The 20,280-nt window shown below is 55.1% G+C and carries 21 protein-coding genes; 12 read left to right on the top strand and 9 right to left on the bottom strand.

What is annotated here, in order from left to right; translation table 11 throughout:
* Nucleotides 1–33 precede the first annotated feature (33 nt).
* The 7 genes from rbfA to RAC90_RS09940 all read left to right on the top strand — a co-directional run bounded on the left by rbfA (nt 34) and on the right by RAC90_RS09940 (nt 7,272).
* Entirely contained in the window at nt 34–441 is a 408-nt protein-coding gene (rbfA, locus tag RAC90_RS09910; protein WP_006121764.1) for a 30S ribosome-binding factor RbfA, read from the top strand.
* Entirely contained in the window at nt 441–1,385 is a 945-nt protein-coding gene (truB, locus tag RAC90_RS09915; RefSeq protein WP_262959774.1) for a tRNA pseudouridine(55) synthase TruB, read from the top strand. The genes rbfA and truB overlap by 1 nt, the downstream gene beginning before the upstream one ends.
* A gap of 123 nt (nt 1,386–1,508) precedes the next feature.
* Entirely contained in the window at nt 1,509–1,778 is a 270-nt protein-coding gene (rpsO, locus tag RAC90_RS09920; RefSeq protein ID WP_006121766.1) for a 30S ribosomal protein S15, read from the top strand.
* A 305-nt stretch (nt 1,779–2,083) separates the two neighbouring features.
* Nucleotides 2,084–4,213: a polyribonucleotide nucleotidyltransferase gene (pnp, locus tag RAC90_RS09925; RefSeq protein ID WP_375124284.1), complete on the top strand. Its 2,130-nt coding sequence runs from the start codon at nt 2,084–2,086 to the stop codon at nt 4,211–4,213.
* Between the two features lie 129 nt (nt 4,214–4,342).
* Nucleotides 4,343–5,227: a lipoprotein NlpI gene (gene nlpI, locus RAC90_RS09930; protein WP_033739194.1), complete on the top strand. Its 885-nt coding sequence runs from the start codon at nt 4,343–4,345 to the stop codon at nt 5,225–5,227.
* Between the two features lie 109 nt (nt 5,228–5,336).
* Complete coding sequence (yrbN, locus tag RAC90_RS09935; RefSeq protein WP_226374622.1) at nt 5,337–5,411, top strand: protein YrbN; 75 nt, start codon at nt 5,337–5,339, stop codon at nt 5,409–5,411.
* Complete coding sequence (locus RAC90_RS09940) at nt 5,404–7,272, top strand: DEAD/DEAH family ATP-dependent RNA helicase (protein WP_375124285.1); 1,869 nt, start codon at nt 5,404–5,406, stop codon at nt 7,270–7,272. The genes yrbN and RAC90_RS09940 overlap by 8 nt, the downstream gene beginning before the upstream one ends.
* Nucleotides 7,273–7,453: 181 nt before the next feature.
* On the opposite strand, the gene RAC90_RS09945 is transcribed toward RAC90_RS09940, so the two are convergent.
* The 3 genes from RAC90_RS09945 to RAC90_RS09955 all read right to left on the bottom strand — a co-directional run bounded on the left by RAC90_RS09945 (nt 7,454) and on the right by RAC90_RS09955 (nt 10,466).
* Entirely contained in the window at nt 7,454–8,464 is a 1,011-nt protein-coding gene (locus RAC90_RS09945; RefSeq protein WP_375124286.1) for a luciferase-like monooxygenase, read from the bottom strand.
* A gap of 112 nt (nt 8,465–8,576) precedes the next feature.
* Nucleotides 8,577–9,461, bottom strand: coding sequence for a U32 family peptidase (locus RAC90_RS09950; protein WP_375124287.1), 885 nt, complete (start codon nt 9,459–9,461; stop codon nt 8,577–8,579).
* Between the two features lie 9 nt (nt 9,462–9,470).
* Complete coding sequence (locus RAC90_RS09955; protein WP_375124317.1) at nt 9,471–10,466, bottom strand: peptidase U32 family protein; 996 nt, start codon at nt 10,464–10,466, stop codon at nt 9,471–9,473.
* A gap of 205 nt (nt 10,467–10,671) precedes the next feature.
* Here RAC90_RS09955 and RAC90_RS09960 point away from each other — a divergent pair, with 205 nt between their 5' ends.
* Nucleotides 10,672–11,196 carry an SCP2 domain-containing protein gene (locus RAC90_RS09960; RefSeq protein ID WP_006121773.1) on the top strand — a complete coding sequence of 175 codons (525 nt, stop codon included), beginning with the start codon at nt 10,672–10,674 and terminating at the stop codon, nt 11,194–11,196.
* Nucleotides 11,190–11,696, top strand: a complete 507-nt coding sequence (locus tag RAC90_RS09965; RefSeq protein ID WP_375124288.1) for a GNAT family N-acetyltransferase — start codon at nt 11,190–11,192, stop codon at nt 11,694–11,696. The genes RAC90_RS09960 and RAC90_RS09965 overlap by 7 nt, the downstream gene beginning before the upstream one ends.
* On the opposite strand, the gene RAC90_RS09970 is transcribed toward RAC90_RS09965, so the two are convergent.
* Nucleotides 11,680–11,967 carry a GIY-YIG nuclease family protein gene (locus tag RAC90_RS09970; protein ID WP_006121775.1) on the bottom strand — a complete coding sequence of 96 codons (288 nt, stop codon included), beginning with the start codon at nt 11,965–11,967 and terminating at the stop codon, nt 11,680–11,682. The two genes, RAC90_RS09965 and RAC90_RS09970, sit on opposite strands and share 17 nt — an antisense overlap.
* Before the next feature lie 82 nt (nt 11,968–12,049).
* On the opposite strand from RAC90_RS09970, the gene RAC90_RS09975 reads away from it, so the two are divergent.
* Nucleotides 12,050–12,478 carry a YhbP family protein gene (locus RAC90_RS09975; protein ID WP_375124289.1) on the top strand — a complete coding sequence of 143 codons (429 nt, stop codon included), beginning with the start codon at nt 12,050–12,052 and terminating at the stop codon, nt 12,476–12,478.
* 37 nt (nt 12,479–12,515) lie between these two features.
* Here the strand turns inward: RAC90_RS09975 and RAC90_RS09980 are convergent, their stop codons facing one another.
* Nucleotides 12,516–13,037 carry a type 1 glutamine amidotransferase domain-containing protein gene (locus tag RAC90_RS09980; RefSeq protein ID WP_006121777.1) on the bottom strand — a complete coding sequence of 174 codons (522 nt, stop codon included), beginning with the start codon at nt 13,035–13,037 and terminating at the stop codon, nt 12,516–12,518.
* Nucleotides 13,038–13,182: 145 nt separating this feature from the next.
* Here RAC90_RS09980 and RAC90_RS09985 point away from each other — a divergent pair, with 145 nt between their 5' ends.
* On the top strand, nt 13,183–13,815 hold the full coding sequence (locus tag RAC90_RS09985; RefSeq protein WP_375124290.1) for an NAD-dependent epimerase/dehydratase family protein: 633 nt from the start codon (nt 13,183–13,185) through the stop codon (nt 13,813–13,815).
* On the opposite strand, the gene nrdG is transcribed toward RAC90_RS09985, so the two are convergent.
* Together nrdG and nrdD are read right to left on the bottom strand one after the other, a co-directional pair.
* On the bottom strand, nt 13,807–14,274 hold the full coding sequence (nrdG, locus tag RAC90_RS09990) for an anaerobic ribonucleoside-triphosphate reductase-activating protein (protein ID WP_044242934.1): 468 nt from the start codon (nt 14,272–14,274) through the stop codon (nt 13,807–13,809). The genes RAC90_RS09985 and nrdG overlap by 9 nt on opposite strands.
* Nucleotides 14,271–16,409, bottom strand: a complete 2,139-nt coding sequence (nrdD, locus tag RAC90_RS09995) for an anaerobic ribonucleoside-triphosphate reductase (RefSeq protein ID WP_205952541.1) — start codon at nt 16,407–16,409, stop codon at nt 14,271–14,273. The genes nrdG and nrdD overlap by 4 nt, the downstream gene beginning before the upstream one ends.
* Before the next feature lie 247 nt (nt 16,410–16,656).
* Between nrdD and RAC90_RS10000 the strand changes: the two genes are divergently transcribed.
* Entirely contained in the window at nt 16,657–19,032 is a 2,376-nt protein-coding gene (locus tag RAC90_RS10000; RefSeq protein ID WP_375124291.1) for a beta-N-acetylhexosaminidase, read from the top strand.
* Here RAC90_RS10000 and RAC90_RS10005 read toward each other — a convergent pair.
* Both RAC90_RS10005 and galR read right to left on the bottom strand, forming a co-directional pair.
* Nucleotides 19,025–19,210: a hypothetical protein gene (locus RAC90_RS10005; RefSeq protein ID WP_375124292.1), complete on the bottom strand. Its 186-nt coding sequence runs from the start codon at nt 19,208–19,210 to the stop codon at nt 19,025–19,027. The two genes, RAC90_RS10000 and RAC90_RS10005, sit on opposite strands and share 8 nt — an antisense overlap.
* A gap of 39 nt (nt 19,211–19,249) precedes the next feature.
* Nucleotides 19,250–20,260 (bottom strand): HTH-type transcriptional regulator GalR, encoded by a 1,011-nt coding sequence (galR, locus tag RAC90_RS10010; protein ID WP_039338882.1) that lies wholly within the window; start codon nt 20,258–20,260, stop codon nt 19,250–19,252.
* Between the last annotated feature and the right edge of the window lie 20 nt (nt 20,261–20,280).

The following is a 20,280-nucleotide window of genomic DNA, read 5'->3' on the forward strand; positions in this document are numbered from 1 at the left end:
GCTGGCCTCCCGAATTATTTGGGAGAAATAAAAATGGCGAAAGAATTTGGCCGTCCGCAGCGTGTATCACAGGAGCTGCAAAAAGAGATTGCGATGATTCTGCAGCGTGAGATTAAAGATCCACGCCTTGGCATGATGGTGACCGTTTCGGGTGTTGAGGTATCACGTGACCTCGCTTACGCCAAAGTGTTTGTGACATTCCTCAACGATCAAGATGAAGAAGCCGTAAAAAATGGCCTGAAAGCGTTGAAAGAAGCCTCGGGTTATATCCGTACGCTGCTGGGTAAAGCCATGCGCCTGCGTATCGTGCCTGAACTGACCTTCTTCTACGATAACTCGTTGATTGAAGGGATGCGCATGTCCAACCTCGTGACTAACGTGGTGAAAAAAGACGTTGAGCGTCGTGGTCCAGAAACCACGGATGATGACGAGGAGGCGTAATGAGTCGTCCTCGTCGTCGCGGTCGCGACGTCCATGGCGTTTTGTTGCTGGATAAGCCACAAGGCATGTCGTCTAACGATGTTCTGCAGAAGGTGAAGCGCATTTTTAACGCTAACCGTGCAGGACACACCGGTGCACTTGATCCGCTGGCAACCGGTATGTTGCCGATCTGTCTGGGTGAAGCCACCAAGTTCTCGCAGTATCTGCTGGATTCCGATAAGCGTTATCGCGTGATTGCCCGGTTAGGTGAACGTACCGATACCTCCGATGCGGACGGGAACCGGGTACAAACGCGTCCCGTGACCTTTACCCAGTCCGATCTGGATACCGCACTGGACAGTTTTCGTGGTGACATTATGCAGGTGCCGTCGATGTTTTCAGCATTGAAACATCAGGGCCGGAAACTGTATGAATATGCCCGCGAAGGCATCACTATCGAACGTGAGCCCCGGCCGATCACCGTGTATGACTTGCAGTTTATTCGCTGGCAGGGCAGTGAGCTTGAGCTGGAAATTCACTGCTCTAAAGGTACCTACATCCGTACCATTATTGACGATTTGGGTGAAAAGCTGGGCTGCGGTGCGCATGTCATCATGCTGCGTCGTTTGCAGGTAGCACGCTATCCCTTCGAAAGAATGGTCACGCTGGAGCAGCTTCAGGCGTTGCAGGCAGAGGCGAACGCCTCAGGCGACGATCTGGCGTTACAGCTCGATCCTCTGCTGCTGCCCATGGACAGTCCGGCTGCGGATTTTCCTGCGGTCAACCTGTCAGCGGATGTGGCGGCCTACTTTAAACAGGGCCAGCCGGTGCATGCAAGTCAGGCACCTGACCAGGGGCTGGTTCGCGTCACCGAAGGTGAAACACGCAAGTTTATCGGTATGGCAGAAGTGGCCGACGATGGCCGGATTGCTCCACGCCGTTTAGTGGTTGAGTATCAGAATTAAGTTGTGCGCTTTTCATTAAGGGCATTTGCGTTGCCTTCTGGCGAAGAGTAGAATAGCGCGGCTTTAAAGCGGGATGCTGAATTAGAGATCGGCGCCCATACATTCATTTAACTGGAGTTTATTATGTCTCTAAGCGTAGAAGCTAAAGCAGAGATCGTTGCTAAATATGGTCGTGGTGCTAACGACAGCGGTTCAACTGAAGTTCAGGTTGCACTGTTGACCGCGCAGATCAGCCATCTGCAGGGCCACTTCTCTGAGCACAAAAAAGACCACCACAGCCGCCGCGGTCTGCTGCGCATGGTATCTCAGCGTCGTAAGCTGCTGGACTACCTGAAGCGTAAAGACGTTGCACGCTACAGCAGCCTGATCGAAAGCCTCGGTCTGCGTCGCTAAGTCTTAAAATCGGATCGTCTGGGATGCCACAAATGTGTGCTAAAACCCCTTTGGCGATCAGATTTGTGCGAGTTTCATGAAAAGGGGGCCTTTATGGCCCCTTTTTTCGAGCAATGCGCAGCAATCCTGAGCAAACTCATGTATTGTTGTTGGGTGTGATCTTTGTTTGCAGAGGTTCGCGCGGCTAATGAGAGGCTTTACCGCAGGGGCGGTTAAGGGTTGTCATTAGTCGCGAGGATGCAACGGAGATCGGTAATTAATGGCAGGCTCAAGATAGCACTGCCCCGATGTTAAGGACTTTGATTTTGCTTAATCCGATCGTACGCAAATTCCAATATGGTCAACATACCGTCACGCTGGAAACCGGCATGATGGCTCGCCAGGCGACTGCCGCCGTTATGGTGAGCATGGATGACACCGCTGTTTTTGTCACCGTTGTTGGCCAGAAAAAAACCAAACCAGGCCAGGACTTCTTCCCACTGACCGTTAACTATCAGGAGCGTACTTACGCTGCTGGTCGTATCCCGGGCAGCTTCTTCCGTCGCGAAGGTCGTCCAAGCGAAGGTGAAACGCTGATTTCACGTCTGATTGACCGTCCGGTGCGTCCTCTGTTCCCGGAAGGGTTTGTTAACGAAGTTCAGGTGATTGCGACCGTTGTTTCGGTCAACCCACAGGTTCACCCAGACATCGTTGCGATGATCGGTGCCTCTGCCGCGCTGGCGCTGTCGGGTCTGCCTTTCAATGGCCCAATCGGTGCGGCGCGTGTGGGTTATATCAATGACCAGTACGTACTGAACCCAACGGCTGACGAACTGAAAACGTCACGTCTGGATCTGGTGGTTGCTGGTACGCAGAACGCCGTTCTGATGGTGGAATCTGAAGCAGAAATCCTGTCTGAAGAACAAATGCTGGGTGCTGTGGTGTTCGGCCACGATCAGCAGCAGGTGGTGATTGAAAACATTAATGCACTGGTCGCTGAAGCGGGCAAGCCGCGTTGGGACTGGCAGCCAGAAGCGGCCAATACTGCACTGATTTCACGTGTCGCGGCCCTGGCTGAAGCGCGTATCAGCGATGCGTACCGTATCACTGACAAGCAAGCGCGTTATGCCCAGGTTGATGCCATCAAAGACGAAACCATCGCGGCGCTGCTGGCGGAAGACGAATCCCTGGATGCGGCTGAAATCGGTGATATCGTGCACAGCCTGGAGAAGACGGTTGTTCGTACCCGTATTCTGAACGGCGAGCCGCGTATCGATGGCCGTGAAAAAGACATGATTCGTGGTCTGGACGTGCGGACCGGCGTACTGCCGCGTACCCATGGTTCAGCCCTGTTCACCCGTGGTGAAACACAGGCGCTGGTGACCGCAACGCTGGGTACCACCCGCGATGCGCAGAACCTGGATGAACTGATGGGTGAGCGTACCGACAGCTTCCTGTTCCACTACAACTTCCCTCCCTACTCAGTAGGTGAAACCGGTATGGTGGGCTCGCCTAAGCGTCGTGAAATTGGTCACGGTCGTCTGGCGAAGCGCGGCGTGTTGGCCGTAATGCCAAAAGTGGAAGATTTCCCTTACACCGTTCGTGTCGTGTCTGAAATCACTGAATCAAACGGTTCATCTTCTATGGCTTCCGTCTGTGGTGCTTCTCTGGCGCTGATGGACGCGGGCGTACCTATTAAAGCGTCTGTTGCCGGTATCGCGATGGGCCTGGTAAAAGAAGACGACAAATTTGTTGTTCTGTCTGACATTCTGGGTGATGAAGATCACCTGGGTGATATGGACTTCAAAGTGGCGGGTAGCCGTGACGGTATCACCGCGCTGCAGATGGACATCAAAATTGAAGGCATCACCCGCGAGATCATGCAGGTAGCGCTGAATCAGGCCAAAGGTGCACGTCTGCACATTCTGGGCGTGATGGAGCAGGCTATCAGCACGCCGCGTCAGGAAATCTCTGAGTTCGCACCGCGCATTTACACCATCAAGATCAGTTCAGATAAGATCAAAGATGTGATCGGTAAAGGCGGTTCTGTTATCCGTGCGCTGACCGAAGAAACCGGCACCACCATCGAAATCGAAGATGACGGTACGGTGAAAATCGCGGCAACTGATGGCCTGAAAGCGAAAGAAGCGATTCGTCGCATCGAAGAGATCACCGCTGAAATCGAAGTGGGCCGCATTTACAGCGGTAAAGTCACGCGCATTGTCGATTTCGGTGCTTTCGTTGCTATCGGCGGCGGTAAAGAAGGTCTGGTGCACATTTCACAAATCGCTGATAAGCGCGTTGAGAAAGTGACGGATTATCTGCAGATGGGTCAGGAAGTACCGGTGAAGGTGATGGAAGTGGATCGCCAGGGCCGTGTCCGTCTGAGCATCAAAGAAGCGACAGAAACCAAGCCTGAGGCTATTGCAGCTGAGAGCGCACCTGACGCTGAATAAGTCTTTCCTGATTTGCCTCTCCTTGCCTGGCAGGGGGAGGCTTTTGTGTCATCGCGAGGGCAGGAATCCTTGTGCACAGCAGGCGGATGACAGGACGGTTGTCCCAATGTTTGTATTCGGGAGTGGGAAATGAAGCCTTTTTTGCGCTGGTGTTTTGTTGCGACAGCTTTGACGCTGGCAGGATGCAGCAACTCCAATTGGCGTAAGAACGAAGTTCTTGCAGTACCTTTACAGCCCACACTGCAGCAGGAAGTGATTCTGGCTCGCATGGAACAAATTCTTGCCAGTCGAGCCCTTACCGATGATGAACGCGCACAGCTGTTATATGAGCGCGGAGTGTTGTATGATAGTCTGGGTCTGAGGGCATTAGCGCGGAACGATTTTTCGCAAGCGCTGTCTATAAGACCTGATATGCCAGAAGTGTTTAACTATCTTGGTATATACTTAACGCAGGCGGGCAACTATGATGCCGCCTATGAAGCGTTTGATTCTGTACTTGAGCTTGATCCAACTTACAACTATGCGCATTTAAATCGTGGTATCGCCCTCTATTACGGTGGTCGATACAAGTTAGCGCAAGATGATCTGCTGGCGTTTTATCAAGACGATCCTAACGATCCTTTCCGTAGCTTGTGGCTCTATCTTGTTGAAAGCAAGATGGACGCAGCCAAAGCAAAAGTGGCGCTTAAACAGCGTTACGATAAAGCGGTTAAGGACCAATGGGGATGGAATATTGTCGAGTTCTACCTGGGCGACATCAGCGAAGCAACACTGATGGAACGTCTCAAGGCGGACGCAACGGATAACACCTCGCTCGCTGAACATCTCAGTGAAACCAACTTCTATTTAGGTAAGTATTACCTAAGTCTGGGGGAGAAGGACAACGCAGAAGCGTTGTTCAAACTGGCGGTCGCCAACAACGTGAATAACTTTGTTGAACACCGATACGCATTGTTGGAACTGGCGCTACTCGGCCAGGCACAAGACGATTTATCAGAATCTGACCAGCAATAGCTGACGAACTTTTTTGCCTGTAAACCTGTCAAGTCATCATCTTCAGGGATGAGGGCTTTTCTGTTCGTCAAAACTTCTAATTTGAGCCGGTTCACACTTTTTGATGAAAATGACTGAAAGTTTTCACGACGAGTTATGTAGACTGGCCGCCGCAATCAACGAGGCACGTGTACTACATGACTGATATTCAAACCACTTTTGCAGACCTTGGCCTGAACGCCGACATCCTTGAATCACTGAACGGTATGGGCTACGTAAAGCCATCCCCAATCCAGGCTGAGTGTATTCCTCACCTGTTGGCGGGCCGTGACGTGTTAGGCATGGCGCAGACCGGGAGTGGTAAAACGGCAGCGTTCTCTCTGCCGCTGTTAAACAACATTGATCCGACTATTAAAGCACCGCAAATTTTGGTGCTGGCTCCGACCCGCGAACTGGCGGTTCAGGTTGCTGAAGCGATGACCGAATTCTCTAAGCACATGCGCGGTCTGAACGTAGTTGCCCTTTACGGCGGCCAGCGTTATGACGTGCAGCTGCGTGCTCTGCGCCAGGGACCCCAGGTTGTTGTGGGAACCCCAGGTCGTCTGCTGGATCACCTGAAGCGTGGCACGTTAGATCTGTCTAATCTGCGTGGTCTGGTGCTGGACGAAGCAGATGAAATGTTACGTATGGGCTTCATCGAAGACGTTGAAACCATCATGGCGCAGATCCCGGAAGGTCATCAGACCGCGCTGTTCTCTGCCACCATGCCAGAAGCGATTCGTCGCATCACCAAGCGTTTCATGAAAGATCCGCAGGAAGTGCGTATTCAGTCGAGCCTGACAACGCGTCCTGACATCAGCCAGAGCTACTGGACGGCTTACGGCCGTAAAACCGATGCACTGGTTCGCTTCCTGGAAGCAGAAGATTTTGATGCGGCGATCATCTTCGTTCGTACCAAAAATGCCACTCTGGAAGTCGCTGAAGCGCTGGAGCGTAGCGGTTACAACAGCGCGGCCCTGAACGGTGATATGAACCAGGCCCTGCGTGAGCAGACGCTGGAGCGTTTGAAAGATGGTCGTCTGGACATCCTGATCGCGACTGACGTTGCGGCTCGTGGCCTGGACGTTGAGCGTATCAGCCTGGTTGTTAACTACGATATCCCGATGGACGCCGAATCTTACGTTCACCGTATTGGCCGTACGGGTCGTGCGGGTCGTGCGGGGCGCGCACTGCTGTTCGTTGAGAACCGCGAGCGTCGTCTGCTGCGCAACATCGAACGCACCATGAAGCTGACTATTCCGGAAGTTGAGCTGCCAAACGCAGAGCAGCTGGGTCAGCGTCGTCTGGCTAAGTTTGCCGCGAAAGTTCAGCAGCAACTGGAAAGCAGCGATCTGGAACAGTACCGTGCACTGCTGACCAAAATGCAGCCTGAAGAAGAGCTGGATATCGAAACGCTGGCTGCCGCCCTGCTGAAAATGGCACAGGGTGAGCGTCCGCTGATCGTACCTGCTGACGCACCGCGTCCTCCGCGCCGCGAATTCCGTGAGCGTGACGATCGTCGCGACAGCCGTGGTCCACGTGACAGCCGTGATGGCGATCGTCCACGTCGTGAGCGTCGCGATGTTGGCGACATGCAGCTGTATCGCATTGAAGTGGGCCGTGATGACGGTGTTGAAGTTCGTCACATCGTTGGCGCGATTGCTAACGAAGGCGACATCAGCAGCCGTTACATCGGTAACATCAAACTGTTTGGTACGCACTCGACGATCGAACTGCCGAAAGGCATGCCGGGCGATGTCCTGCAGCACTTTACCCGTACGCGTATTCTCAACAAGCCGATGAATATGCAACTGCTGGGTGATGCACAGCCGCATGAAGGTGGCCGTGGTGAGCGTCGTTCAGGTTCTGGCGAGCGTCGTGGTCCTCGTCCTGAAGGTCAGGGCCGTCGTTTCTCTTCTGAGCGCCGTGAAGGTGGTCGTGAAGGTGGACGCAGCTTTAACCGTGAAGGCGGTCGTGGTCCACGTCGTGAAGACGGTGCTGCTGCACCTCGTCGTCGTGACGCATAAGCGAGACGATTTCGCATGATAAAAAGGGAAGCCTGCGGGCTTCCCTTTTTTTTGCCCTTGCGGTAAATCCCTGTCAGGGCAGACCGGCTGAGACAGCGGGGAAGCAAGATAAGTAAAGGGAAGCCAGCAGGCTTCCCTTTTTGTCTTTGTCTTTTACCTGGCGCGAAACAGAACGAGGCGTTTACAGCCCGCGTGCCGCCTCCATCGCCAGCTTAAAGGAGTGCAGACGTGCATCGGTATCGTAAATCTGACCGTTAACCATGATCTCATCGGCCTGCGTTTCACGCAGCAGCGAGGCCAGACCGTGACGCACTTTATCCACGTCCCCGACCAGCGACATGCTCAGAGCCTGCTGGACGCCATACTGTTCTGACGGCGACCAGAGACTGTCCATGTTCTGCACCGGGTCAGGTAACGGACCGGGCTTGCCGCGACGCAAATTAATAAACTGCTGCTGCATCGAGGTAAACAGAAAACGGGCGTCGCTTTCCGTGTCCGCCGCCACGATGTTAATGCAGACGGTAGCATAAGGTTCAGCAAGGCGCGCTGACGGTGTAAAGTTTTCACGATAAACATGCAGAGCCTGGAACAGCTGGTCCGGTGCGAAATGCGAGGCAAACGCAAACGGCAGCCCCATTTTGGCCGAGAGCTGGGCGCTGTACAGGCTGGAACCCAGTAACCAGACGGGAATTTTCATCCCTAAACCAGGTACCGGCTGAACAGGCGGCTGCGCGCCAGCTTCTGCATCAAACCAGTGAATCAGCTCGGCCACATCATCCGGAAACGTATCGGCCTGCATGCCTGACAGGTTGCGACGTAAAGCCAGCATCGTGCGCTGATCCGATCCTGGCGCACGGCCTAATCCCAGATCGATGCGATCGGGATACAGCGATGCCAGGGTGCCGAACTGTTCTGCGATCACCAGCGGCGCGTGATTGGGCAACATAATGCCGCCAGAGCCCAGACGCAGCGTCGTGGTGTTTGCGGCCAGATAGCCGATTAACACGGCTGTGGCGGCGCTGGCGATGCCGGTCATATTATGGTGCTCAGCTAACCAGTAACGTTCAAATCCCAGAGCTTCGGCCTGACGTGCCAGCGCAAGTGAATTCTGAAACGCATCACGTGGCGTAGCGCCCTGAGGAACAGGGGCAAGATCGAGTACAGAGAGGCGAACGTTTTTTTTCTCAGACATGGGTACTCCAGAGGTTATAGCGCAGGTTTCATACCCTGCACTATTAAGTATTGCGCAACATTCGCTATATTAAAACGCTTTACGCCCACTCTCTGTTGCCTGTATGTGCGTTTCAGTCGGTGGTCTGTAAAACCATCCCCGGCAGTTTACGCCAGTAGCCATTGCAGTCCCGGTTTTTCTCGATCGCTAACGGGGCCTGGCCCGCTTCGTTGTCGCGAAAACGGTCAACAAGGCTTAAGGTTTCCTCGCTTTGTGGTGAAAGTCGCACAATATCGACACAATTGTGCATGCTTACCAGATCGTTGCCCAGGTTGTAACAGTAGCCACTCAGCGTCTGAATACCGTTCAGAACGAAAACCTGTTGTTGCTCCTGCGAAAGCACCCTGCGTCCGTTCGGATAATGACGGCAGCAGGTTTCGCAGTCATCTTTAGCGCGATTCTCCGAGCGGGCCGTAAAGCATCGCGCTGACAGGGCTAGCGGTAAATGCCCATAGGCCAGCACCTCGACTTCAAACTGTTCTCGAATACCGCGCGTTTCGCACTGCGCCAGCAGAGGTAACAGCCAGTCTCGTGGCATTTCAACGGGCAGGCACCAGCGCGTCATACCTTCTTTCACCAGCAGATGTAAGGTGTCAGCGTTATAAACGTTCAGGGTAGGACCGGCGACAAAGGGCAGCTTGCGCTCCGCCGCCATATTGACCGCCCCCATGTCGTTGGCCTCGATAAGAAACTCGCCATTTTCGACATAACGCTGTAACTCTTTCAGTTCGGATGGGGATTGCAGCAGCGCCAGCGTGCTCACGACAACCTGCTTGCCGCTGGCAGCCAGCTCACGCGCTAAATCCATCCAGGCGGCAAACGAGGTTGCGCGGCGCTTGCTGCATACGGTTTCGCCCAGGTAAATGATGTCGGCACTGCTTTGGGCGGCGAGGTGGTAAAAGTGTTGCAGTGTGTCGCCAGGCCAGTACCACAGCACCGGGCCAAGGGAATATTTCATGCTGTCTCCTTATTGCCAGTCACGATGGTAAGCACCTAACGTGGTTTGCGTTCCTTCAGACAGCGCCCCTAATGTCTGCATCCATTTCTCGCTGACATCAAAGCTATCCGGCGCGGCCTGACAGCGATTGATCGCCTGACGCCAGACGCGCGCCACCTCAGAAATATAGGCGGGGCTGCGTTGACGGCCTTCAATCTTCACTGAGGCAATGCCCGCCCGCAGCAGCTCAGGCAGCAGTTCCAGGGTATTCAGGCTGGTGGGCTCTTCCAGCACGTGGTAGCGCTGTTCGTCAATCTCGTAACGCCCTTTACACAGGGTGGGATAACCCGCGCTTTCATCCGCACCGTAACGGTCAACCAATACGTCATTCAGGCGCACCTCCATTCCGGCAGGCGTTTGCTGCCAGCGCACAAACTTCGCCGGCGAGCAGGCACCTTTGCTGTTTGGCGATTCCCCTGTGAGCCAGGAGGACAGGTAGCAGCGACCTTCGGCCATAATACACAGGCTGCCAAAGGCAAATACTTCCAGCGGGACTGGCGAACTGCGCGCCAGTTGTTTTACCTGATGGAGGGATAAAACACGGGGCAGCACTACGCGATGCAAAGTGAAATGACGGTGATAAAAACGGATGGCTTCCAGATTGGTGGCCGAGGCCTGAACGGACAAATGTCGCTCTATGTTTGGATAGCGTTCGCGGGCATAGGCCAGCGTGGCGATATCGGCCAGTATCAGCGCATCCGCTCCACAGTCCGCCGCCACATCAATGGCCCGCTGCCAGCGATGCACGCTATCAGGGTGTGCAAAGGTATTAATGGCAACGTGCAGTTTGCGACGATGCTGATGTAAGTAACAGGCTGCTTCACGTAATTTCTTATCCGTAAAGTTTAGCCCGGCAAAATGACGCGCATTGGTATCGTCTTTTAGCCCGACATAGACCGCATCGGCCCCATTCTCAACGGCGGCGCGCAGGGCTGGCAGGCTCCCAGCCGGACACAGCAACTCCATACCCAATCCTCTCGACATACAGATGGAGCCCGAGTCTAGTCATGCCGCGTTGCGCAAATCTTGATTTGGGGCAGTGAAAGCCGTTTTGATGCGTGAGGCTGGCGTATTTTTAATCGGTCAGCTGTTGGTTTTATTGATCTCACCGACGGCGATAACCGGTGTCTGTGGCAATATAGCTAAAATTTTTTTAACAGGAGTGACGAGCGTGCTTCAGCGGTTTTCAGCCAGTTTAGTGAAAAATGGTCCTAAAATTATTGGTTTACCGGCGAAGATTGCCCCGTTTACCTTGAAGAAGCCCCTCTTGCAGCAACTCTTAAACTGGCAATTTCGTCATGTTTTGGCTGAAGGTGAGTTAGACTTCCTTCAGGGACGCTTTTTAGGCATTGAGATCCTTGATATGCATCTCACCTGGATGACCACGCTAGAGGATGGCCGACTGAAGGTGTTGCAGCATGCCGAAGCAGATGTCTGGTTCCGGGGCAATGCCAATGATTTGTTGCTGGTAGCCGCGCGTAAAGCGGATCCTGATATGCTTTTCTTTCAGCGTCGATTGCTGATTGAAGGGGATACTGAACTGGGACTGGAGGTTAAGAACGTAATGGATGCAATAGAACTCGACACCATGCCCGTAGGGTTACGTACCGCCATTCAGCACATGGCTGCGATTGTGGAAACAACGATGCAACAGGACGCGAACGCCGCACAGGCACGCGCAGGTGTTTCATGTTAATACGAACGGAAATTGGCGTTGACGCCGCCGGAATCGATGCACTGCTCCGACGTTGTTTCCCTACATCGGCCGAGGCGGAACTGACACAGGCACTGCGCGAAGATGGCCTGTTAACGCTTGGCGTCGTGGCAACCGATGATGAAGGACAAGTGCTGGGTTATGCTGCCTTTAGTCCGGTCACGATGCAGGGCGAGGATCGCGGCTGGGTCGGCCTTGCGCCGCTGGCCGTTGATGAACCTTTACGGGGACAGGGCATTGCGAAACGCCTCATTTACGAAGGTCTGGATACGCTCAATGAGTTTGGTTACAGCGCGGTAGTCGTACTTGGCGAGCCTGCGCTGTTTCATCCGCTGGGATTTGAACCTGCGGCGCGCCGGGGATTGCACTGTCGCTGGCCGGACAGTGAAGTCGCTTTCCAGGTTTACCGTCTGGCCGATAATGCCTTCGACGACGCGGAAGGGCGCATTGAGTATGCAGCTCCCTTTAACGCACTGCGCTAAGCCAGGTTTCGAGACTCTGCGGTTGCTCGGCAACCAGTTGCAGTTTGCGTTGCCGGGGAAGTTGCTTGACCTGATATTCCAGCCTGGATGCCTGCGCGCGGTCACCTGCCGCGCAGGCATAAACCAGCGCCAGTGGGCCTTTTCCGCGCAGGGCCCGGGCTCCACGACCACACTCATGTTGCGCAAGGCGGCGCGTGACGTCGGTCGTGATGCCGGTATATAACAGACCGGCGGCCGTTTTTATCAGGTAAAGTTGCCAGTGCTGACTCATAATCTGTCCCAGAAATGCCTGCCCGGCAGTGTAACGCGCTTCCCCATCGTGCGCTATCCGTTGCCCTTATCCGGAGTTGATTGTGTCTGATCTTTCCCATCTTATTCGCTACCTGAAGAAGCAACATGTCCTGTCACTGTGCTGCAGTGCCGGAAATGAACTGTGGTGTGCAAACTGTTACTACGTGTTTGATGAGGCACGTATGGCATTCTGGTTGATGACGGAACCGGATACACGTCATGGCCTTCTGGCCAGCAAAAATCCTCACGTGGCCGGAACGATCAATGGTCAGCCGAAAACGGTCTTACTGATAAAAGGGGTGCAGTATCGTGGACGCATCAGGCCACTGCGTGAGGAGGAGGCGGTTGAAGCTCGCCATGCCTATCAGCGCCGTTTCCCGATGTCACGCAGCGTGTCTGCACCGCTGTGGGAAATCACGCTCGATGAGCTGAAAATGACCGATAACGCGCTGGGATTTGGCAAAAAGATTGCCTGGCTGCGGGAAGAGTAGTGCGCCCTGATCCCTGACGGAAAAGGGCGCCAACGCGTTACAGCGCTTCCAGAATGCGCAGGGACTCACGGTTAAAAGCAGGCAGGTCAGCCGGGGTGCGGCTGGTTACCAGCTTGTCACTGTCCACCACCACTTCTTCATCGCGGAAATCAGCCCCGGCATTAATCAGGTCGACCGCAATGGCTTTTACGCTGGTCATTTTTCGGCCGCGGACGCCATTGGCACTGATCAGCAACTGTGGCCCGTGGCAGATCGCAAATACCGGTTTGCCGCTTGCCACGAAGTCTTTGGTGAAAGCGACGAAGCGGTCGTCGCCGCGCAGGGCGTCAGGTGAATGGCCGCCAGGCAGCAGTAGCGCGTCAAACTCAGCCGCACTGACATCGTCGATGCTGCGGTCAATCTTCACTTCCGCATCACCCTGTTTGCCTTTAACGGTTTTACCCGCCTGCTCCTCAATGGTCACCACCTCGTAGCCAGCACGTTTATACACTTCCGCTGGCGAGGTAAACTCAGAGTCTTCAAATTCATCGGTGATCAATACCGCAATTTTGGTGCTCATCTTTACCCTCCTGTAGGCATGTTAGGCGCTTAATGCGCTATCCTGATACGCATTAAGCCTGGCTGCCGACATCAGGAAAGCAAGCCAGACGGCGCACATTGACCAGATTTTGCACGGCTGGTGATGAAACAGGGACAATTCTGAGATGAATCGCGTATTAGTGACCGGCGCAACCGGATTAGTCGGGTCATATCTGCTGCGTTTACTGGTTGATGATCCTCGCATCGATGAGATTATCGCCCCGACGCGCCGCGCGTTGCCTGTTATGAACAAGGTGATCAATCCGGTTGAGGACGATCTGACCGATGTGCTTCAGCCCCTGGATGGACCACTGACCACAGTATTTTGCTGTCTGGGCACCACGCGCAAACAGGCAGGCAGTAAAGCGGCCTTTATTCATGTGGATTACACGCTGGTGGTGGACACCGCATTGAATGGCTTACGACTGGGTGCCACGCAGATGCTGGTGGTGAGTGCGCACGGCGCGCATCGCCATTCGCCCTTTTTATACAGCCGCGTAAAAGGTGAGATGGAGAATACGCTGCGTCACCAGAACTGGGCACGCCTGGTTTTCGTCCGGCCATCTTTATTGCTCGGTGAAAGAAAAGAGAAACGCCGCGGAGAAAGCCTGATGGCACCGTTGTTTTCCTGGTTGCCCGGCAACTGGCGTGCAGTGTCAGCACAGGATGTGGCCCGCTGTCTGCATCAGCAGGCCTTCATGGATAAAGCCGGCGTCACCATCATTGAATCCGGGGCGATTCTCCGCTCTTCAGCGTAAATACCAGATGTGCTGATTACGACTGCCGCGCCATAAGAGGGTGGCGTCTTTTTCGGCCTCTTCAAAGCGCCCGTCGATCAGAACGTCAATCCAGGGCAACACTTCACGCTGCGCGGACGTCAGTGACGCCATTTCATAGCCGGTCCATAGCCAGATATCTTTGCCCGGGCAGGTCTGTTTGACGCGTTTCACCAGACGACGAATATGCGGCACATTCTTTGGATGCAGGGGATCGCCGCCGCTTAACGATAAGCCCTGTCGTGGGATGCGCGTGTCGTTCAGATCGGCCAGCAGTTGTTCTTCCATCGCCAGGGTAAACGGCACCCCGGAATCCAGCCGCCAGGTACGTTGATTGTAACAGCCGCGGCACTGGTGCTCGCAGCCAGAGACAAACAGCGTACAGCGGGTGCCGGGACCGTTCACGATATCGACATCGTAGTAACGATGGATGCGCATCATTCCAGCTGGCCGCTATTAAGATGTTTCACCCGACGCTGCACTTCCTGTTGTTTTCCCGCATTAAACGGGCGCGCGTCCGGACTGCCCAGATAGCCACAAACCCGCCGTGTAACCGAAACCCGTGCAGGATCGTGATTGCCGCAGTTCGGGCAGGTAAATCCGCGGCTGGTACAGGTGAATTCCCCGTTGAAGCCACAGTCGTAACATTCGTCAATTGGCGTGTTGGTGCCGTAGTAAGGCACGCGGTCGTAGCTGTAATCCCAGACGTCTTCCAGCGCCTTAAGGTTGTGCTGCACATTGGGATATTCGCCGTAACAGATAAAACCGCCATTGGAGAGTGGCGGATAGGGGGCTTCAAAATCGATTTTTTCGTAAGGATTCACCTTCTTCTCAACGTCCAGATGGAAGCTGTTGGTGTAATAACCTTTGTCGGTCACGCCTTTTACCACACCAAATTCAGCCGCATCCAGACGGCAGAAACGGTCACATAAGTTTTCACTGGGTGTACTGTAGAGGCTAAAGCCATAGCCCGTTTCCGCTTTCCAGGCGTCAGTCGCCGCGCGCAGACGTGCCACGATAGCCACGCCTTTGGCGCGCAGGGTTGCATCATCAAAAGGATGGGTTGAGGCGCCGCTCAGCGCATTCAGTGTTTCGTGCAAGCCGATGAAACCGAGAGACAAGGAGGCGCGGCCATTGCGGAAAATCGAACCCACCTCATCGTCTGCCTGCAAACGCACGCCGCAGGCACCTTCCATATAAAGAATGGGCGCAACCCGAGCTTTGGTTTTTTCCAGCCGGGCAACACGCGTCATCAATGCCCGTTTCGCCAGCATCAGCCTGTCATCCAGTAACGCCCAGAAACGCGCCTCATCACCCCGTGCTTCCAGCGCGATACGTGGCAGATTCAGACTGATGACGCCGATATTGTTGCGCCCTTCATGAATCTGCTCGCCATTTTCTTCGTAAACGCCCAGAAAACTGCGACAGCCCATCGGCGTTTTAAAGGAGCCGGTAACCTTAACGACCTGATCATAATTGAGAATATCGGGATACATTCGTTTGCTGGCACAGGCCAGTGCCAGTTGCTTAATGTCATAGTTCACATCGCCCGGACGACGGTTAACGCCTTCCCGAATCGCAAACACCAGCTTCGGGAAGACGGCCGTTTTGCGATTTTTACCCAGACCTGCCAGACGGTTACGCAAGATGGATGTCTGCACCAGACGGGCGGCCCAGCTTGTCCCCAACCCGAACCCAAACGTGACAAACGGTGTCTGGCCATTTGCCGTATGCAGCGTGTTCACCTCATATTCCAGCGACTGAAAGGCGTCATAACACTCTTTTTCGGTACGCTGGCGGGCATAGGCTTCCGCCTGCGGGATATCCCAGTGCTGCGCTACCTCTTTATGCCGGGCAAAACTTTTTTCAACATAGGGTGCCAGCACCTCGTCAATTCGATTCAGCGTGGTTCCGCCATAGATATGGCTGGCAACCTGGGCAATGATTTGCGCGGTCACCGCAGTGGCGGTAGCAATCGACCTGGGCGGCTCGATCTCCGCGTTACCCATTTTAAAACCGTTGGTCAGCATGCCTTTCAAATCGATCAGCATGCAGTTAAACATGGGGAAGAAAGGCGAGTAATCGAGATCGTGATAATGGATCTCGCCGCGCTCATGCGCCTGAACCACATCACGAGGCAGGATTTGCTGCTGGGCGTAATGTTTCGCCACAATCCCGGCCAGCAAATCGCGTTGGGTCGGGATCACTTTGCTGTCTTTATTGGCATTTTCATGAAGCAGGGCGGCATTGGTCTGATCGACCAGGCCACGGATGGCATGATGCAGCTGGCTGCGGCGTTCGCGCTCGACGTCACGATCGTGGCGATAGGCAATATAAGCCCGTGCCAGTTGTGGATAAGGTCCGGCCATCAGCGTTTCTTCCACCGCACACTGAATATCCTGAATGTCGACGTCCTGACGATCCACCAGTTGTGCGCTAACCTGTCCGGCCACCGCGTCGCACCATGCGGCATCGTCGACGTTCGCTGCCCGCGCAGCCGCCATAACGGCCGCTGCGATACGTTGTGCATCAAAGCTTACGCGGCATCCGTCGCGCTTTATCACCACCGTTGCCATGCTCTCTCCGTTAACTACATATAGGTGTTGTTTCGGATTTTAGGCTCAACATGTAGTGACTGCAGCGAATTAATTCGTCTCGTTTTGACCTGAAACAAAGAAGCCGTAAACACGCGCAGAAAATCAGCACGACAAAAAAATCGCCCCGGGGGCGCCTTTTCAGACGGACTGATTTGATTAGCCACGCAAAATGACATTACTCTGGTGACCGACCTTTTTTGCCATCGACTTGCAGGGTACCGTGCCAATGTCGCTACGCCGAAATGTGCTTATCTGTTGTTGTGCTTTGTCCTTTTCTGCCGCAGCGGACACGTTGCCGTTAATGCCATGGCCACAGCAGGTAGAGCAACCTGCCAACGCAGGCTGGCTGACGTTGACGCCACAGCTCACCTTGCGCATCGAGGAGGACAGGTTACCCGGTGCCGAAACGCGCTGGTTGTCACGCATTGCCCGACAAACCGGCTGGCCTTTACTGCCCACCGATCAGGCCGTGACCCCGCCTACGATTCGCGTGCAGATTGCAACGGTCACCGATCCCATTCCGCAGCCAGACAGCGATGAAAGCTACCAGCTTAACGTCAACAGTGATGGCGTTCTGCTACGGGCCACTACCCGTTTTGGCGCGATGCGCGGCATGGAAACACTGCTGCAACTAATTGAAAACACGCCCGAAGGCACCCGCATTCCCTGGGTGACGATCCAGGATAAACCGCGCTTTGCGTGGCGCGGCATCCTGATCGACAGTGCCCGCCATTTCATGCCGATCAGAACGATTAAGCGGCAGATTGATGGCATTGCGGCGGCACGGATGAACGTGCTGCACTGGCATCTGACGGACGATCAGGGCTGGCGTTTCGCCTCCAGCCGCTATCCTCAGCTACAACAAAACGCCAGCGACGGCCTTTTCTATACCCAGGAAGAGATGCGCGATGTGGTGCAGTATGCGGCGGAACGTGGCGTGCGCGTAGTGCCGGAACTCGATTTTCCCGGACATGCCTCTGCGCTGGCAGTGGCGATGCCGGAACTGATCAGCGCCCCCGGTCCTTATCGGATGGAGCGCGGCTGGGGTGTCTTTAAGCCGCTGCTGGATCCCAGTAATGAGCAGGTTTACCAGGTCATTGATGCGCTAATCGGGGAGGTCGCCGCCATTTTTCCCGATCCGTATGTGCATATTGGCGGCGATGAGGTCGATCCCAGCCAGTGGCAGGCATCATCCCGCATTCAGCAATTTATGCACGATCGTGGTCTTGCCGACAGTCACGCGCTTCAGGCGTACTTTAATCAGCGCCTTGAAAAAATTCTCGAAAAACATCAACGACACATGGTGGGCTGGGATGAGATCGCCCATCCGGATCTGCCCCACAGCATCCTGATCCAGTCCTGGCAGGGCCAGGATGCGCTGGGTACCGTCGCCAAAAATGGCTATCGCGGCATTCTCTCCACCGGGTTCTATCTGGATCAGCCGCAACCGGCCAGCTATCACTATCGCAATGAAATCTATCCCCAGAGGCTTGAGGGCAAAGATGTCATTCAGCCGGGTGACCAGGCGCAGAGCTGGTCGTTCTCTATGCCGCGGTTAAAAGGCAGTCCGGTGACGGGCAGCTTTACGCTGATTAAAGGTCGTGACGGCTGGCGCGGGTTTATTGATTTCGCGGGTAAGTCGCGCCGTCTGGTGAAAGGAATTGCGTGGCTGGCACCCGATCGTCTGACGTTCGAGGTCGATACGTGGATGGGACCGTTCCAGCCCGTGGTGACGCTGACCGGTAACCAGCTCAGCGGGTATATGCGGGTAGGGAACGTACGCTATGCCACCGAAGGCCGACGCCTTGATGCCGTGCCAGCCGGTATTCAGCCGGTGCTGCCCGATGCGCGGCAGAAGCAGCAAAACCTGCTGGGCGGCGAGGCCGCGCTGTGGGCCGAAAACGTCAACAGCACGATCATTGATACCAAACTCTGGCCGCGCGCTTTTGTGGTGGCCGAACGGTTATGGTCAGCGCAGAACGTGACCGATCCAGACAGCATGTATCAACGGCTGGCGGCGATGGATCGCTGGACAACGATCTCCGTCGGCCTGCAACAGCACGATCAGACGGAACGACAGATGATGCGGCTGGCCAACAGTACCCATATCGAGCCGCTGCGCGTGCTGGCCCAGGCGCTGGAACCGGCACAGTACTATACGCGTCAGCATCTCAAGTTTCAGGCCGGGCATTACAACTACTTTGAACCACTGAATCGCCTGGCGGACGTCTTACCGGCTGAAAGTGATACTGTCCGGGCGCTGGAGAAGCAGGTTGCCCTGCTGATTGAAGACCGGACCGATCCTGCCGCCGCGACGGCGATTCGTGCACAGTTACAACGCTGGCACGAAAATTATTCGCAGGTTCAGCCGCTACTGAATGCCACCCAGCCGCTCCATGCGCTGGCGGGCAGTGCCAGGCAGGTTGATGCACTAAGCGTGATGGGCATGGCGATGGTGGATGCCTATATACGTAACCAGGCCTTTGGGGCGGGCGAGGTGGCGCAGATGCAGGCGAAGCTGGATGCAGCGGCACAGGTGCAGGATGAGACGGTCATTGCACTCGTACGGCCGCTTGAACACCTCCTCCATGCTTTCAAATAAGCTGGCGTGCGCGCAGCAGGCGCGTTGTCTGCGGTTCGCCATCACGGTCACGGACTACAGTAAGCTCCCGGGGATGGCTCATCTTGCCGCCTTCCTGCAGCGCGAAGGCCCGGCTTATTTCGCAGAACAGACAGAGAGAGAAAAGATGCAAAAAATGGTGGGTATCATCCTGCACCATCAACATATGCCGCGGCAAAGGTCGCGGCAAGGCAGGAACTCAGGACGAGGTGGCCGGGCCGCTGACCGAGTGGCGGCGGACTAACGTCGGGCTGAACATATTGGTCACTTCAGGAACGGGCTGGTGGTGAGCCAGCGCCAGCGCCAGTTCGGCGGCTTGCTGCGCCATAGTGACGATGGGATAACGCACCGTCGTCAGGCGCGGGCGAACGTAGCGGGAAACCAGCACGTCATCAAAACCGATCAGGGACATTGCTTCGGGAACCTGTACGCCATTATCGCTTAAGACCGCCAGCGCCCCGGCAGCCATAGAGTCGTTATAGCAGGCTACGGCAGTAAAGTTTCTGCCGCGTCCCAGTAATTCCGTCATCGCCTGCTCGCCGCCGACTTCATCCGGTTCGCCCCAGGCGACCAGCCTGTCATTGCAGGGCAGGCCGTGCTCTTCCAGGGCATCGTAATAGCCCTGCAGGCGGTCTTCCGCATCCGAAATGGTGTGAGTGGAACAGATAAACGCGATATTTTGATGGCCCAGTTGAATCAGATGGCGCGTGGCCAGCCAGGCACCGTAGCGGTCATCAAGCGCAATACAGCGTTGTTCAAACCCCTTTAGCAGGCGATTCACTAATACCATGCCGGGCATCTGCTTCATCAACACTTCCAGCTCGCTGTCGGGGATTTTCTTGGCGTGAACCACCAGCGCCGCGCAGCGATGGCGCATCAGTTGTTCGATAGCCTGGCGCTCTTTTTGCTCATTATGGTAACCGTTACCAATCAGCAAAAAGTTGCCTGTCTGGCCTGCCACTTCATCTACCGCTTTCACCATCGCGCCAAAGAACGGGTCGGATACATCGCCCACCACCAGCCCCAGGGTTTCGGTTGACTGCTGTGCCAGCGCCCGTGCATTGGCGTTTGGATGGTACTGGAGCGATTCCATGGCCTGATTCACCGCCTGGCGCGAACTGTCACTGGCCTTAGGCGAATTGTTGATCACGCGGGAAACCGTGGCGACAGAAACACCCGCCAGCCGGGCAACATCCTTAATGGTAGCCATGGGTTTACCTGATTTTGGGG

The organism is Pantoea sp. CS_6, from assembly GCF_041954745.1.
Classification (GTDB): domain Bacteria; phylum Pseudomonadota; class Gammaproteobacteria; order Enterobacterales; family Enterobacteriaceae; genus Pantoea; species Pantoea stewartii.